The sequence below is a fragment of the Solibacillus sp. genome, from assembly GCF_040273735.1.
Lineage (GTDB): Bacteria > Bacillota > Bacilli > Bacillales_A > Planococcaceae > Solibacillus.
In genome coordinates this window covers 101,417-115,863 of record NZ_JBELZM010000011.1, presented here as the reverse complement: position 1 = coordinate 115,863, position 14,447 = coordinate 101,417, and the positions used below count along the sequence as shown (strand labels likewise).

Annotated in this window: 15 protein-coding genes; 8 read left to right on the top strand and 7 right to left on the bottom strand. The window is 38.8% G+C overall.

Features of this window, described 5'->3' with window-relative positions; translation table 11 throughout:
- Nucleotides 1-74 precede the first annotated feature (74 nt).
- From ilvN to ilvD, 3 genes are all read right to left on the bottom strand, one after another.
- Nucleotides 75-590, bottom strand: coding sequence for an acetolactate synthase small subunit (gene ilvN / locus ABS917_RS12250; RefSeq protein WP_008403681.1), 516 nt, complete (start codon nucleotides 588-590; stop codon nucleotides 75-77).
- A complete protein-coding gene (gene ilvB / locus ABS917_RS12245; RefSeq protein ID WP_350479240.1) occupies nucleotides 587-2,332 on the bottom strand; it encodes a biosynthetic-type acetolactate synthase large subunit in 1,746 nt (581 codons plus the stop codon). Before ilvB ends, ilvN begins: the two co-directional genes overlap by 4 nt.
- A 448-nt stretch (nucleotides 2,333-2,780) precedes the next feature.
- Nucleotides 2,781-4,451 carry a dihydroxy-acid dehydratase gene (gene ilvD, locus ABS917_RS12240; protein WP_350479239.1) on the bottom strand — a complete coding sequence of 557 codons (1,671 nt, stop codon included), beginning with the start codon at nucleotides 4,449-4,451 and terminating at the stop codon, nucleotides 2,781-2,783.
- Between the two features lie 673 nt (nucleotides 4,452-5,124).
- Here ilvD and ABS917_RS12235 point away from each other — a divergent pair.
- Together ABS917_RS12235 and ABS917_RS12230 are read left to right on the top strand one after the other, a co-directional pair.
- Nucleotides 5,125-5,667 (top strand): cysteine hydrolase family protein, encoded by a 543-nt coding sequence (locus ABS917_RS12235; RefSeq protein ID WP_350479238.1) that lies wholly within the window; start codon nucleotides 5,125-5,127, stop codon nucleotides 5,665-5,667.
- Between the two features lie 167 nt (nucleotides 5,668-5,834).
- Nucleotides 5,835-6,092: a GlsB/YeaQ/YmgE family stress response membrane protein gene (locus ABS917_RS12230; protein ID WP_251687726.1), complete on the top strand. Its 258-nt coding sequence runs from the start codon at nucleotides 5,835-5,837 to the stop codon at nucleotides 6,090-6,092.
- Nucleotides 6,093-6,148: 56 nt separating this feature from the next.
- Here ABS917_RS12230 and ABS917_RS12225 read toward each other — a convergent pair whose 3' ends face one another.
- The gene (locus tag ABS917_RS12225; protein WP_350479237.1) at nucleotides 6,149-6,832 is read right to left on the bottom strand and encodes a lytic transglycosylase domain-containing protein; all 684 of its coding nucleotides are present in this window, start codon (nucleotides 6,830-6,832) and stop codon (nucleotides 6,149-6,151) included.
- Nucleotides 6,833-6,973: 141 nt separating this feature from the next.
- Here ABS917_RS12225 and mscL point away from each other — a divergent pair, with 141 nt between their 5' ends.
- The 3 genes from mscL (at nucleotide 6,974) to metC (ending at nucleotide 9,827) form a co-directional block, all read left to right on the top strand.
- Nucleotides 6,974-7,366, top strand: a complete 393-nt coding sequence (gene mscL / locus ABS917_RS12220) for a large conductance mechanosensitive channel protein MscL (protein ID WP_350479236.1) — start codon at nucleotides 6,974-6,976, stop codon at nucleotides 7,364-7,366.
- A gap of 185 nt (nucleotides 7,367-7,551) precedes the next feature.
- Nucleotides 7,552-8,667 carry a methionine biosynthesis PLP-dependent protein gene (locus tag ABS917_RS12215; RefSeq protein ID WP_350479235.1) on the top strand — a complete coding sequence of 372 codons (1,116 nt, stop codon included), beginning with the start codon at nucleotides 7,552-7,554 and terminating at the stop codon, nucleotides 8,665-8,667.
- Nucleotides 8,664-9,827, top strand: coding sequence for a cystathionine beta-lyase (metC, locus tag ABS917_RS12210; RefSeq protein ID WP_350479234.1), 1,164 nt, complete (start codon nucleotides 8,664-8,666; stop codon nucleotides 9,825-9,827). Before ABS917_RS12215 ends, metC begins: the two co-directional genes overlap by 4 nt.
- A 55-nt stretch (nucleotides 9,828-9,882) precedes the next feature.
- Here metC and ABS917_RS12205 read toward each other — a convergent pair whose 3' ends face one another.
- A complete protein-coding gene (locus tag ABS917_RS12205; protein WP_350479233.1) occupies nucleotides 9,883-10,314 on the bottom strand; it encodes a DUF4362 domain-containing protein in 432 nt (143 codons plus the stop codon).
- 174 nt (nucleotides 10,315-10,488) lie between these two features.
- On the opposite strand from ABS917_RS12205, the gene ABS917_RS12200 reads away from it, so the two are divergent.
- The 3 genes from ABS917_RS12200 to ABS917_RS12190 are packed head-to-tail and all read left to right on the top strand — an operon-like array spanning nucleotide 10,489 to nucleotide 12,948.
- Entirely contained in the window at nucleotides 10,489-10,923 is a 435-nt protein-coding gene (locus ABS917_RS12200; protein WP_350479232.1) for a MarR family winged helix-turn-helix transcriptional regulator, read from the top strand.
- 17 nt (nucleotides 10,924-10,940) lie between these two features.
- Entirely contained in the window at nucleotides 10,941-11,879 is a 939-nt protein-coding gene (locus ABS917_RS12195; protein WP_350479231.1) for a ring-cleaving dioxygenase, read from the top strand.
- A gap of 13 nt (nucleotides 11,880-11,892) precedes the next feature.
- The gene (locus tag ABS917_RS12190; RefSeq protein ID WP_350479230.1) at nucleotides 11,893-12,948 is read left to right on the top strand and encodes an LLM class flavin-dependent oxidoreductase; all 1,056 of its coding nucleotides are present in this window, start codon (nucleotides 11,893-11,895) and stop codon (nucleotides 12,946-12,948) included.
- A 93-nt stretch (nucleotides 12,949-13,041) separates the two neighbouring features.
- Here ABS917_RS12190 and ABS917_RS12185 read toward each other — a convergent pair whose 3' ends face one another.
- A complete protein-coding gene (locus ABS917_RS12185) occupies nucleotides 13,042-13,632 on the bottom strand; it encodes a hypothetical protein (protein ID WP_350479229.1) in 591 nt (196 codons plus the stop codon).
- Nucleotides 13,632-14,438 (bottom strand): hypothetical protein, encoded by an 807-nt coding sequence (locus ABS917_RS12180; protein WP_350479228.1) that lies wholly within the window; start codon nucleotides 14,436-14,438, stop codon nucleotides 13,632-13,634. The genes ABS917_RS12185 and ABS917_RS12180 overlap by 1 nt, the downstream gene beginning before the upstream one ends.
- Nucleotides 14,439-14,447 lie beyond the last annotated feature (9 nt).

Here is a 14,447-nt window from a genome sequence, read left to right as displayed (position 1 = left end):
TTCGGGCTTCAGATGACATCCTCCACCCTGTTTAAAACCAATGTTATCTAGCTTTCATTTGATATTTTTAGTACTTATTTTAAAATCGATAATTGCGGGCTTTCGATTTTTTGTGCTTCTCGGATCGCTGCTGTTGCACCTGTACGTGTTAATTCTTTAATACCATATGGACGGAGTAATTCGATAAATGCATCGATTTTTTCCGGGTGACCAACTACTTCATATGTCACAACATTTTTTGATGTATCGACAACTTGCGGACGGAATGGCTCCACAATTGCATTCATTTCCAGTCTCAGGTTTGGCGGTGAAACTACTTTAATAAGTGCCAACTCACGAAGGACGATTGCTTTTTCTGTAATATCGTTTACTTTTAATACATCAATTTGCTTCGAAAGCTGTTTGATTAATTGTTCGATTTTATTCTCATCTTCAACATGGACGATGAACGTCATTTTCGAAAAATTAGGTTGCTCCGTATGACCTACTGTAATCGATTCAATATTGAATTGACGTTTCATTAATAAGCCAGTCACTCGGTTCAATACGCCGCTTTGGTTGATTACTGTTACTGTAAGCACTCGCTTCATGGCTTCTTCACTCCAATCATTTCATGTAATCCTTTACCAGGTGCAACCATTGGGAATACGCTAACAAGTTGCTTCACTCGGCAGTCGATTACAACCGGTTCATCCGAATTGATCGCTTCGTCAAAGATTGCTTCTGCTTCTGCTAAATTGTCAATGCGGTATCCTTTAATGCCATATGCATCGGCAAGTTTTACGAAGTCCGGCTGGATAGGCATTAAGCTTTGTGAATAACGTTCGTCATAGAAAGTTTCCTGCCATTGACGTACCATTCCTAAACAGCTGTTGTTAAGGATAACTACTTTTACTGGTAAGTTGAATTCTTTAAGTAATGCAAGCTCTTGGTTTGTCATTTGGAAGCCGGCATCTCCTACAATTGAAATAACCTTTTTCTCAGGCTTCGCAAATTGTGCACCGATTGCTGCCGGGAAACCGAAGCCCATCGTTCCTAAACCGCCTGATGTTACCCAGTTATGCGGATTATTTAAATGATAGTATTGAGCTGCCCACATTTGATGCTGTCCAACATCCGTTGTGACAATTGCATCACCATCCGTCAATTTATGAAGAATTTCAATTGCCTGCTGCGGTAAAACTTCTTCCCCTGCTTCTTCATACCAAAGTGGATATTTATCACGGCTATCGTTTAAGTAATAGATCCATTCTGTCGTATCCGGCCCTTGGAAATCTTTTTTCAACAGTGCAAATAATGCTTCTTTTGCATCTGCAACAATCGGAATATCAGTTGGTACATTCTTTCCGATTTCTGCCGGATCGATATCGATATGGATGATCGTAGCATTCGGTGCAAATGTTGCTAAATTTCCAGTTAACCGGTCATCAAAGCGTGCACCGATATTAATTAATAAGTCGCATTTTGTAATCGCGTCATTTGCAGTTGCATAACCGTGCATCCCAGCCATTCCATAGAATTGTTTATGCTGTCCGTGAATGCTTCCTAGACCAAGTAATGTATTAACAATTGGTAAATTGTATTTTTCAATAAATTCTGTCAATTGTTCGCGTGCATCTGCGAATAATACCCCGGCACCTGCTAGCACTAAAGGTTTTTTAGCTAAACTTAATGCTTGTATTGCCTTTTGGATTTGAAGATAATTTGGTTTCGTTGTCGGCTGATAACCTGGTAAATAAATATCATCAGGAGCTTTAATTTCATCCAGGAACACTGTTTGTGAGATATTTTTCGGGAAGTCAATGACAACCGGTCCTTTACGTCCTGTATTGGCAATATGGAATGCCTCTTTTACGATACGAGGAATATCAGCTACGTCCTGCACCTGATAGTTATGTTTTGTGATCGGTGTTGTGATTCCCATAATGTCCGCTTCCTGGAATGCATCTGTACCGATAACGGATGTGGCAACCTGCCCTGTAAAAATAACTAATGGAATCGAGTCAATCATCGCATCGGCAATTCCCGTTACGAGGTTTGTCGCTCCTGGTCCAGATGTCGCAATTACTACACCCGGTTTATTCATAACACGTGCATATCCTTCTGCCGCATGGATCGCCCCTTGTTCGTGGCGTGTCAGAATGTGACGAATCGGATTTCGGTAAAGTGCATCATAAATTTGTAATACTGCCCCACCAGGGTAACCGAAAATAATATCAACATCTTGTTCATGCAGTGCCTGCACTAAAATATCCGCACCGTCTCTCGGTTTTGTTACTTGTTGTTCTTCGGGCTTTTCGATTTCTTGATTTAATGAAACGTTTGCACTCATAGTAATTTCTCCTTCCTTTTTCAAAACTTTATATGTGAAGTCATTTATTTATAAATTGGTAAAAAGAAAAAGCCTTTTTCTCCGCACGCAAAAGAAAACCTCTTACGTAGGGATGAAAAAGACTTTTCATGGTACCACCCTCATTTATAACATCGATGTACATGTGCTTCTAAAAGAAACAGTGTGCATCTAGTTACCTCGCGAACCGTCTGAGCCTCTTTATTTCAAAATTCACCTTAGGAAATTTGTGCAACAAAACAAAGAGAACAGTTCATTAATAACGAGCAATTCGAATATGCCCGGAGCTATCTAATAGCGAATGCGTTTAATAGCTCACTCCGAGGGGATGTCGGATATAGTTGTATCGCCGGCTTCCACCAATACCGGCTCTCTGGTAGATACAAGACTCTATATCCTTTAACCTCATCAACGTTTTAAAGTATTCAAATTATATTTTCATTACGCCGCCCTGGGAAGCATTTGTTACTAAAGCAGAGTAACGTGCCAACCAGCCGCGCTTAATTTTTGGTTCAAATGGTTTTAGGTTTTGACGACGTTCTGCAAGAAGTTCGTCGGAAACTTGTAAATTGATTGTTCTGCTTGGCAAATCAATAATAATTGTATCGCCATTTTCGACTAATGCGATCGGACCACCTTCAGCAGCTTCCGGAGAAATATGGCCGATTGAAATACCGCGCGATGCACCTGAGAAACGGCCATCTGTAATGAGAGCAACTTTCGTTCCTAGCCCGCGCCCTTGAATCGCAGAAGTTGGTGCCAGCATTTCCGGCATACCCGGACCGCCTTTTGGACCTTCATAACGAATGACAACTACATGTCCTTCTCGAACTAAGCCTTCATCAATTGCCTGTTGAGCTTCTTCCTGTGAGTCGAATACAATTGCTTCGCCTGTGAAGGTTTTAATCGAAGGATCAACTGCTCCTACTTTAATTACCGATCCTTCAGGAGCAATATTTCCGAACAATACGGAAAGTCCGCCTACAGCACTATATGGATTATCCTTTGTGCGAATGACACGTTCATTAGTAATTTCATAATCTTTCACAAGCTCTCGCATTGAAACACCTGCGATTGTTGGTCTATCAGGGTGAATTGCCCCTGGAATTTTTGTTAATTCATTAATAATCGCCTGAACACCTCCAGCTTTTGCAATGTCATCCATCGAAATGTCCGATGCCGGCATAATTTTAGCAATGTAAGGTACACGTTCTGCTACTTTATTAATATCTTCAATGTTATAGTCAATTTCTGCTTCATTGGCAATTGCCAGTGTATGAAGCACTGTATTAGTAGATCCGCCCATTGCCATATCAAGAGCAAAAGCATCATCAATCGCTTCTTTTGTAACAATGTCACGTGGTTTTACATCTTCTTTGATCATGCGTACTAAATGTTTCGCTGCTTCGTAAATCAGTTCTTTACGTTTTTCGCTTGTTGCAACAATTGTACCGTTACCAGGTAATGCTAAGCCCAGCATTTCCATTAAACAGTTCATTGAGTTAGCTGTGAACATTCCCGAACAAGAACCGCATGTTGGACATGCATTGTTCTCGATATCAAGCAGCTCTTCAGCAGTCATCGTACCTGCTTTATGTGCACCGACCCCTTCAAAAACACTCGTTAATGATAATGTTTTACCTGAAGAAGAAGTACCTGCTTCCATTGGTCCTCCTGATACGAATACTGAAGGAACATTTGTACGAACAGCTGCCATTAACATACCGGGTGTAATTTTGTCACAGTTTGGTATGTAGAACACTCCATCAAACCAGTGTGCGTTAATAACCGTTTCTGCTGAATCGGCAATAATTTCACGTGATGGCAATGAATAGCGCATCCCGATATGACCCATTGCAATTCCATCATCAACTCCAATTGTATTGAATTCGAATGGAATCCCGCCTGCTTCAATAATGGCCTCTTTTACTACGTCCGCGAATTCTCGCAAGTGCACATGGCCTGGAATAATATCAATATAAGAATTACATACACCGATAAATGGCTTTTCTAGATCTCTCGCCTTTACTTTACCTGTAGCGTATAAAAGACTACGGTGCGGAGCTCGGTCAACTCCCATTTTAATCATATCACTTCTCATTTTAAACGCCCCTCAACGTAATGCTTTTACTCTAGCTGTTTTTTATATGTTCGATTTTCTATATAATTTTCGAATATTCGAAATTTTATGATTAGAAAGTATCGAATGTTTTTACACCTTTTAAGCTCACATCAAAATGTCGCTTGAGTGATGTGGTGTACTAAATTGTTGTTATCATAGTACGAAATGAACAGGAACGTCAACACTATTTTTTGAATTTTTTATACAATTCAGAAAACCTGGATTTATTGCAATCGCTTTCATCCTTATTGATGTTACCTTTTTACTCTTTCGTCACACTTTTTACAAAAAGTGAATTTTTAAAATTTTTTGTATATATTTATTAACTCCGAATCTTTTCTCCATAAAAAAGAACCTAGCGCCTATTCAGGCTAGATTCTATTAATTCTCGTAATCTATTAGAGTAATAATAATTCAACAGCAAAATTCAATATGATTAAACTGTGGATTCCTACAAAAATTAACCCTTGACGGTCCAGTTTCTTCTTTATTGCCATATCCATATTAATCACCCCATCTTTTTAATATCCTAACTATACATCATCTGACATTAAAAATCAAAATATTTAGAATATTTAATCAACGTTTTTACCCGCATTTTTTTTTAAACCATGGCATAATAACGTTACAACTAAAAAGGAGTGAAAAATGGATGAAAAAAGCATTAATCGTAATTGATTATACGTATGATTTTGTAGCGGATGATGGAAAATTAACTTGCGGGAAGCCGGGACAGGCAATAGAAAAAAATATTAGTACTTTAATAGAAAAGTTTATTAAGGAAAATAATGTTGTCGTATTCGCTAACGATTTACATGTGGAAAACGATCCCTATCATCCTGAATCAAAATTATTTCCGCCCCATAATATTGTAGGAACTAAAGGTCGTGAACTGTATGGTTCAATAAAAGAACTATATGAAACATACAAAGATCGCGTTATTTCTTTTGATAAAACCCGTTATAGTGCCTTTGCTGGGACAAATTTGGATATCTTACTTCGTGAACGCAGTGTGGAAGAAGTTGTACTTGTCGGGGTATGTACAGATATTTGCATTTTGCATACCGCAGTGGACAGTTATAATTTAGGTTATAAAATTACGGTTCCTGAACATGCCGTTGCAAGTTTTAATGAAATCGGACATAAATGGGCACTTGGTCATTTCAAATCATGTTTGGGCGCATCAATTATTTAAAAAATTACACCTAATTCATATTCAATATAAATTAATATTACTTCCATAATTTCCGGAACTGCTTAAAAACTTCCAGCTAAAAAAATGTTTAAGCTTATGCATGATAGGAAATAAATAACTAGATGCAATTATTATTCAATAATTTTAAAACAAAGGAGTTGGAAAGTATGATGAGTTTCATCTGGTTTTTAATTATCGGAGGTATTCTAGGTTGGTTAGCAGGTGTAATTTTAGGCAAGGATGTTCCAGGAGGCATTATCGGTAACATTATTGCAGGTATCGTCGGTTCATGGATCGGTAGCATGATTTTAGGGAACTGGGGCTGGAAAGTTTCAGATTTCTATGTATTCCCCGCATTAATCGGTGCCATTGTTTTAATCTTTATCGTAAGCTTTATCATGCGCTCAATGCGTAAAGCGACTTAATTGGAAATCTGCATCTGGAATAATCAGCAAAAAGTGTGACATTACGTCACACTTTTTTATTTGTCCTCTTCAAGAGCAATTTGTTTCAACTGATTGCCGTAATCCCGGTATAGCTTATAGTAGTATAAAATATCTTCTACATAATCCTCACTATGATTATACTGAAAAATCGCTTTTTTCAATAGTCCATCATTTACACCGGCAATGGATAAAAATTTTGCTGCACTGAATACGGCATCTTCTATATCAAACGGATCTGCTATACCGTCGCCATTCGCATCTACCCCATACCCGCCATATTTTTTTATGATCGCTGGATTTGTTTTATCATGGTCCGGGATGTCCCCCTGCCCTAAATCTTTGCAGGAAGGATGTTGCCAGCCTACAAAAGTACAAGGCATAAACTGCAAATGTCCTTCTGCTCCAACCGGTGATATAAGGGTTTTCATTGTGGAAAAACGGGTTTCTACGCGGTGATGTGCTGCCAAAAGCGTCCATGGAACACCGTATTTCTGTTCGGCTGCGACATAAACAGGTATATATTCGATTGGAATTTCCAAATCAAATTGTTCCTGGATTTGCTGATACACTGTTTTATCGGTAAATGGCCAACCACGAAGCTGCTGCCAGCTGAAATATGCGACAATATAAACTATTAAAGTGATGGGGATAAGCAAAGTAATTAATAATATTTTAGTTTTCGGAGAGAGTATAAGATTCTTTTTCTTGCTTTTTGCCATATAAGCCACCAATCTTTAAGACGAAATAATGTTGTTAACTTTCATTCTACTAAAAAAGCAGGTAATTTTCACTGTTGAAAATTAAAATATCAATGTATAAAATTAGACTTTGTTTAATAAAGATAAGAGGAGTGCTATATTATGTGGAAAGACTTTAAAGAATTTGCGATGAAGGGCAATGTTATCGATTTAGCGGTTGCAGTTGTTATTGGTGCAGCGTTCGGTAAAATTGTTACGTCATTGGTTGAGAATATTATTATGCCGCTTGTCGGTATGCTTACAGGCGGAATTGACCTGACAAACGAATGGAAGTTTGGGCCAGGTGAAGCACAGGTTGCATTGGGGGTATTCGTTCAATCGATTATCGATTTCATTATTATTGCATTTGCCATTTTTATGGCTTTACGATTACTGACGAAACTGAACCGAAAAAAAGAAGCGCAGGTTGCGGAAGAACCGACACCGGAACTGGATGCTAAAGAAGAATTGTTGAAAGAAATCCGTGATTTATTAAAAAACGAGCAATCTAAATAAAAATATTAAATCCTAGTTTACAAATCAAAAACGTATTCTAGGATTTTTTATTTTTTATTTCAATTATTCCCCTATTCTACTTAATACTCGTTTCTCCTATTGTCCCTTTCTTCTGTTCATGATAAATTGATGTAATACTCGATTCATTCGAAATGTTTAGCAAATTCATGTAAGGAAGTGTATTCATGTCACAACGTTCAATTGAAACAAAATTAGTACAGCTCGGAAATCTAAGCGATGCCAAAACTGGTGCGATCAATCCGCCGATCTATATGTCAACAGCTTATCAGCATACGGGCATAGGTGAATCGACAGGTTATGATTATACACGTACAAAAAATCCAACTCGTACAATCCTCGAAAATGGAATCGCAGAGCTGGAAAACGGGGATGCTGGATTTGCCTGCAGTTCTGGAATGGCGGCAGTACAACTTGTCATGTCATTATTTAAACCGAACGATGAATTAATCGTTCCGGAAGATTTATATGGCGGAACATATCGTCTATTCAAAACATTTGCTGAAAACTATAATATTAAACCGGTTTATAATCCGTTCACAAATGTGGATGAAGTTGAAAGTTTAATCAATGAAAATACGAAAGCATTGTTTATCGAAACTCCGACAAATCCGTTGATGCAGGAAATAGATCTTGTGGTATATGCGGCATTGGCGGAAAAACACAACTTATTGCTAATTGTAGACAATACATTCTACACTCCTTATTTCCAACGTCCCCTTGAACTAGGTGCACACATTGTTTTACATAGTGCAACAAAATATATTGGCGGACATAATGATGTATTGGCGGGTCTAGTAGTTGCAAAAGGTTCTGAATTATGCGAGAAGTTAGCATTCTATCATAACGGCATTGGGATGGTGCTTTCACCGATGGATTCATGGCTGCTCATTCGCGGATTGAAAACATTGCATTTACGTTTAAAGCAGCATGATGCGAATGCAAAAAAGGTTGCGGAATACTTAGCTGATGAACCTCTCGTTACAGATGTACTGTATACAGGTAAAGGTGGCATGCTGTCCTTCCGCATCAAAGATTCATCAATGGTAAACCCATTTTTAAAAGGAATCAAACTGATTACATTCGCCGAAAGTCTTGGAGGCGTAGAAAGCTTTATTACTTACCCTGCTACTCAGACACATGCCGATATGCCATATGAGGAACGTGTTGCACGAGGTGTGTGTGATCGATTGCTTCGTTTCTCAGTAGGTATTGAAGAAGCGGAAGATTTAATCGCAGACTTAAAACAAGTTTTCGATTCGTTACGAGGTGAATTTGCATGACAAACCGCATTGAAACAGCGTTAGTTCATGGGGCGATCCGTGAAGGCTATGCCGATAAAAAAGGTGCTGTAAACGTACCGATGTATTTATCATCGACTTTCCATCAGGAATCAATCGATGAATTTGGCGAATATGATTACGCTCGTTCGGGAAACCCGACACGTGCCGCATTGGAAAAGGCGATTGCAGAACTAGAAGGCGGTAATCGAGGTTTTGCATTTGCTACAGGTATGGCAGCTGTTTCAGCTTGCTTTATGATTTTATCTGCAGGCGACCATATCGTTATTACCGAAGATGTATATGGTGGCACATACCGTTTCGTTACAAAAGTATTGCCGCGCTACGGCATTACCCATACATTTGTCGACTTTACAGATACTGAAGCAGTAAAAGCAGCTGTACGTCCGGAAACGAAATTAATTTATATGGAAACACCTTCGAATCCTACATTAGGTATTACGGATATTCGGGGTGTAGTTGAAATCGCAAAACAACACGGTGCACTCACTTTTTTAGATAATACGTTCATGACACCGTTGCATCAAAAGCCGCTAGAATTGGGTGTCGATGTTGTCATTCATTCCGCTACGAAGTTTTTATCAGGACATTCAGATATTGTAGCAGGCCTTGTTGTAACAAAAGAGGAAAGTCTGGGCAATGAAATTTATTTTGTCCAGAATTCATTCGGTTCTGTACTCGGTGTGCAGGATTGCTACACATTAATTCAAAACATGAAAACGACGGCTGTACGTTTTAACGAGGAATCACGTGTTGCAATGCGCATTGCACAATTTTTACATGCACATCCTTTAGTGGAAAAAGTATATTACCCTGGACTCCCTACTCATCCAGGCTTCGAGATTCATGCAGCACAGGCAACTTCAGCGGGTGCGGTCTTATCGTTTAGTTTACCGAATTATGAGATTGCAAAAGCTTTTGTCGAAGCGATGAAAATTCCGGTATTTGCGGTTAGTCTTGGCGGTGTTGAATCGATCTTATCGTACCCTGCCAAAATGAGTCATGCAGCGATGGAACCTGAAGAACGTGCAAAACGCGGAATTACTGATGGTTTGCTGCGCTTTTCTGTAGGTTTGGAAAATGAAGATGATCTGATTGAAGACTTTACACAGGCATTGGAAATCGCCAGTAAAATTATATAATTTGAAGGCCGGCAAAATCTCCTGAAACGGATTTTATCGGCCTTTTGTTATGTGCTTATTCACTAATTACCGATAATAAATTGATCTCAAAGCCTCCTTCACATGATTTAAAATTATAATCAGTTAAAGAACCGGTAACATCTTTACTTAATTCATCACATTGATAACTTTCGATATTTTTACTTCCGAAATTATCTTCTCGGTTATCGACCTCGATGTTATATTGACCTTCTTGAAATCCAACTTTCCAGTAAATTGGTGCCCCTTCTATCGTATAGCGCGTCATCTCCAACGATGTTTGTTTATTTTCTGCGGTCTCTTTTAAAAACTGCTGAAATAACTCCAAGTTCTCGATCTCACCATGTTGATCAATAACGCGATCGGTTTGTATAGGTTCGATTTCCCGTTCTTCACTGGGTCCGGCATGTTCGTTGTCTTGACATCCAACCAATACAAATAATAAGCCAAATGCGAGCAGTCTGTTCATTATATCACTCCTCTTCTAGTTAAAATTTATACAGAATAGTTATTCAAATCCTTTACCTATAGACGTATAAAAAGGTAAATAGTTACAATAAATATTTATTTTGAATTCGAGATATTTTCCTTGTAATTTAATCAGTTGAGTAGTAAAGTGATAATTAAGAAAGGATGTGTACAGATGAAAAGAAATACATTAGGCTCACTTATTTGGCTTCGTATGATGCGCTTTACACATGAAAGTAATAACCTTTCGAATGAATTTTTAAAGCAATTTGATTTAACGACGGCGCAATTCGATGTGCTGATGCAAATCTCTTTATCTGAGCCAATTACCCAATCGGAACTTGCAAAAAAAGTGACGGTAACACAAGGTGGAATTTCACGCATGCTGTCACGCCTTGAGCAAGACCAGCTGATTATGAGAGAGCAAGACTGGAAAACGAAATTTATTTCATTAACTGAAAAAGGTAATGTACTTTTAAACAATGCATTCGACGCGCAACTTGCCTTTCAAACATCTTTTTTCGATGAATCGTTAACGAAGGAAGAGCAAAAAACTCTTTATAAATTGATCTCCCGCATTCAAAAAAATAGCGAACAGCGCAGTAAATAATTATTGGAGGAATGAACATGTATACAATTCCAGGACACCATCATATTTCGATGATTACAAAAAATGCACAGCGAAACAACAAATTTTACCGAGATATTTTAGGTTTACGCCGTGTTAAAGTAACGGTCAATCAGGATGACACATCAATGTACCACCTTTTTTATGGTGATAAAACAGGCAGCCCTGGTACAGAGCTTTCATTTTTTGAGATTCCGTTAGTTGGACGCACTCACCGAGGCACAAATGCCATTACAAAAATCGGTTTGATCGTACCAAGCGTCGATAGCCTGCAGTATTGGGCGAAACGTCTGGATGAATTTGGCGTTGAAAATGAAGGCATTACAATGTTTGCCGGACGCCCTGCCCTCCTTTTTGAAGATGAAGAAGGTTTACGTTTGGCACTTATAGCTGCACCAAATACGAAAGTGGGACATTGGGACTCGTATGAAAAATCCCCGGTTCCGGTTCAACATCAAATTCAAGGAATGGGCACTGTTGAAATAACCGTGAAGAATAAAGGAAAACTGGTTCGAACTTTAACTGAAGTCTTTGGTTATGAATTGAAAACTCAATGTGAAACGACTGCCCTGCTCCAATCGGTCAATGATGAAATGTTCGGGGAAATATACATTGTCGAACAGGACGGACTTCCGGAAAAACCTGGCCGCGGCAGCATTCACCATCTAGCTATACGCGTGAAAAACGATGAAGAACTGGCATATTGGGATGAGCAAGTAAAAGCGCGAGGGTTTATCTCTTCCGGCATTGTCGACCGCTTCTATTTTAAAAGCCTATATTTCCGTGAGTCGAATGGAATCTTATTTGAAATTGCGACAGATGGACCCGGCTTTTTACGCGACGGCGATGTGGAATCGCTCGGTGAACAATTGGATTTACCGGATTTTTTGGAACAGCAGCGTGAAGAAATTACAGCAAAATTGAAGCCTATTATATAAGGGGGCAATAATCATGGAACAATATCGAATCAATGAAAAAAATGGGATGGAGTTTGGACTATATACGTTAGGTGACCATATTCCGAATCCTTTAACAGGGTCACGCATTTCCCCGCAGCAGCGCATTCAGGAAATCATCGAAGCGAGCCAATTAGCGGAACAGGCAGGAATTGATGTATTCGCAGTCGGTGAAAGTCATCAGCAATATTTCACTACACAGGCTCATTCAGTCGTACTCGGTGCAATTGCTCAGGCAACGAAAAGCATTAAACTGGCAAGCTCTGCAACGGTGCTAAGCGTAGCCGATCCAGTCCGTATTTACGAAGATTTTGCGACAATCGATCTAATTTCGAATGGCCGTGCAGAAATTGTTGCAGGTCGCGGCTCACGGGTTGGTGCACATGAATTGTTCGGGGTTAGTCTACGTGACTACGAGGAAATTTTTGAAGAAAAGCTCGCTCTGTTAAAACAGTTAAATGACAATTCGGTTGTAAACTATAATGGCAAATTTCGTCCGACTTTAAAGGATGCACATATTTTACCTCAGCCATTAAATGGTTCGATTCCGATTTGGAGAGCTGTTGGCGGTCCTCCTGGCAGTGCGATTAAAGCTGGCTATATGGGCATTCCAATGATGCTGACTACTTTAGGCGGACCTTCGATTAACTTTAAAGCTTCTGTTGATGCATACCGCGAAGCAGCAGATCGCAGCGGTTTTGATGCGACATCTTTACCGATTGCTACGACAAGTCTGTTTTATGTTGCGGAAACGGAAAAAGAAGCAGTTGATGGGATGCACCCGCATTTAAGCGGTGGTTTCCAGGCTATTCGTGGCCAAGGCTATCCGCGCTGGCAAGTGGAACAGGCACCGCAAGTGGAAGATGCGCTCATGGTCGGCAGTCCGAACCAAATCATTGAAAAGGTACTGTACCAATACGAATTGTTCGGCATGCAGCGCTTCATGGCCCAAATTGATTTTGGCGGTGTACCGTTTGACAAAGTAATGAAAAATATCGAACTGATCGGTAACGATATCATCCCAGCGATTAAAAAATATACGTCGAAATAACATAAAACCCATCCATTTTCTTCAAATGAAATGGATGGGTTTTTGCAATAATGCCTGTACGGACTTTATAAAAAACAGCGATATAAATTATCGTTATTTATGCTCTGTTATTGGCTCCAAACTCATATTGGAACTGGTTGCATCGTCCGATTCAATCATTTTTCCGTATTTCATCATTTTAAAGCAGTACAAGATAAACTTAATCATGCTGATGAGTGCGATTATAACTGCTATTACGTAAATGATATTAAATACAATCCAGTCGAGATGAATCAAAATATAGTTTGCAGTCATTAAAAACCACATACTTCCTATCAGCCAATTTTTAACCTTCTTCGTGTAATCCATATGCGGTGTCTGTTCAGCAAAACTGAAGCAAATCCCCAAAATATAATAATAAAATATTAGGTTTACAAAACTCATAATAAATTCATAAATGATTAAGAATTCTTGCGGACCCCCTGTAAAGAATCCCTGCAGTAACGGCATTTCAAATAAAGATAGAATCCCAGAAAACAAGCTTAACCAGAAAGCAGTTTTGCAGTATTTTGAATGAGCATATTTTTGAATTGCAAAAGCTATCACAACAAATCCAATAATATCCGGAAACCAGTCAATTCCGATTTGCACGTCAAAAATAATGATGAGGTATCCAATTAGCAACCGCGAAAAAAATTGATGCATTAGCGATCACCCATTTCCTGTACGAAATTTTCAACATATTGTTCAGAAGGTGGATTATCCATATAAAATCTCAAATTTTCAAGAAAAGGCTCCCCTGTATCAAGTGTTCCGTGTAGAATGATATCGGTATACATCGATGGCCAAAAACTAAAATTGGAGGAAGTACGGATTGATAGGTTTTCTCCTTTTTCTGTATTGTATGGAAGTGTCAATAACTTCTCATCTTTATAAATACCGATATTCTCTAATGGAAAGGTCGATTCGATTGATTTAATCGTTGCCACTTCTTTGACAGTAAATGTCGTAAGTGCACCCTCCTCAACTAATTCATGCTGTTGCTTTACTGTAAACGGTTTACCGTTATATTTCTCCAATATTGCTACATTCAGCGGAAATGTTTGCTTGTTTCCATTTGAAAATACAGCTGTCACCTCATTCAAGTCTTTTAGCAACTCAAACATATTTTCTTCCACTTTAAATTGAACCGAATGCAATTCGTAATACTGGTAGGTTTCCATTTTTGTATCTACTTTAGTGTTTAAAGGATTAAACTGTCCATCATTTTTATCGTTTATAGTACTCAACTGTAAATTTCCCGCACTAATATATGGAATCTCCACATTCTCATTACGATTTGTTAAGTAACTAACCGTTATGAATTGCTCCTCCTCATTACCTTCCTGCAAAACTTGAGTACCAAACGGAATAATGAGCGGTTCTTCGATTGTTTTGCTATGTAAAACAACTGTACTGCTTATAAAAACGAGCAATGTTACTGCAAGCATTGCCATGAAACGTCTGCTCAATCAACCCAC